This window comes from Mycoplasmopsis agassizii (assembly GCF_002276225.1).
GTDB classification, from domain to species: domain Bacteria; phylum Bacillota_I; class Bacilli_A; order Mycoplasmatales; family Metamycoplasmataceae; genus Mycoplasmopsis_B; species Mycoplasmopsis_B agassizii_A.
In genome coordinates this window covers 1-1,136 of sequence record NZ_NQNY01000033.1, presented here as the reverse complement: position 1 = coordinate 1,136, position 1,136 = coordinate 1, and the positions used below count along the sequence as shown (strand labels likewise).

The 1,136-nt window shown below is 24.0% G+C and carries 2 protein-coding genes; one reads left to right on the top strand and one right to left on the bottom strand.

Translation table 4 applies throughout. The features are described 5' to 3' along the window. A partial coding sequence (locus tag CJJ23_RS04935; protein WP_180738052.1) for a type I restriction-modification system subunit M N-terminal domain-containing protein occupies window positions 1-506 on the bottom strand: 506 nt, incomplete at its 3' end. Window positions 507-663: 157 nt separating this feature from the next. On the opposite strand from CJJ23_RS04935, the gene CJJ23_RS04930 reads away from it, so the two are divergent. Continuing rightward, window positions 664-1,136, top strand: a 473-nt coding sequence (locus CJJ23_RS04930; RefSeq protein WP_180738050.1) for a restriction endonuclease subunit S, incomplete at its 3' end; no start/stop codon positions are given.

Sequence of the window (1,136 nt, the reverse complement as noted above, 5' to 3'; positions counted from 1 at the left end):
TTTAAATCTTGAATTGAAATCATTAATCTGATTAATTTAGAATTTTTTTGCTCATCAGTTGAACCTAATTTATTTGAATTAACATCAATATCATCAAAAAGACCTTTTATATCATCTTCAGATGCATTACCTATTGCAGATCTTTCTATGCTTTTAAAAATTTGATCTAAGACAATATTTAAAGTTGTGTAATTATCTTTGTATTTCTTAATTACATTACAAAAAAGTTGACTTGGTAATATAAAAAAACCTTTTGTTTCAACAAGTAAGGTTCTAGCTTTTTCTGCATTTTCATCAGTTTCTTCTTCATACTTATAACTAGGATTTTTCTTTCTTTGAATCGTATTTATAGTATCTACAATATTTTCAGAAATAAAGCGATAAAACATCATACCTAAAACATATTGTTTAAAATCTCAGCCATCAACAGATCCTCTTAAATCGTTAGCAATTTCTCAAATCATTCTGTGTAATTCAGCACGTTCTTGCTCTTTTTTACTATTCATGAAAACCTCTTTTAATTTAATTGATTATAATTTTAATTAAAATTATATACTATATTAACTTAAAATTACGTTTAAATTTATGTATAATTAATAGTGATATTTCATTTTATCTAGCAAAAAAAGATAAATAATAAAACATTATGTAAGTAGGAATTATATGAATGAAAATATTTTGAAATTAATTGAAAATGAAATTAGTAATAATCGTATTACTTGACATAGAATTGAAGATATTTGTAAAATATCTAGAGGTAGAGTAATTTCCAAATCATATGTTAGTTCTCATGAGGGAATTTATCCTGTTTATTCATCTGCAACTATCAATGGTGGTGTTTTTGGAATGATTGATACTTATGATTATGATGATGAATATGTAACATGAACAACTGATGGAGATGCAGGTACAGTTTTTTATAGAAGTGGTAAGTTTAGCATTACTAATATTTCAGGTCTTTTAAAAGTAATAGATGAAAATATTTCAGTTAAATACCTTTCATATATTTTTTCAATGTATTCAAAAAGATATGTTAACACTTCATCTGATAATCCAAAACTAATGAGTAATATAGTTGCAAAAATTTCTTTACCTTTTCCTTCTCTAAAAATCCAAAATAAGATAGTAAGTATCTT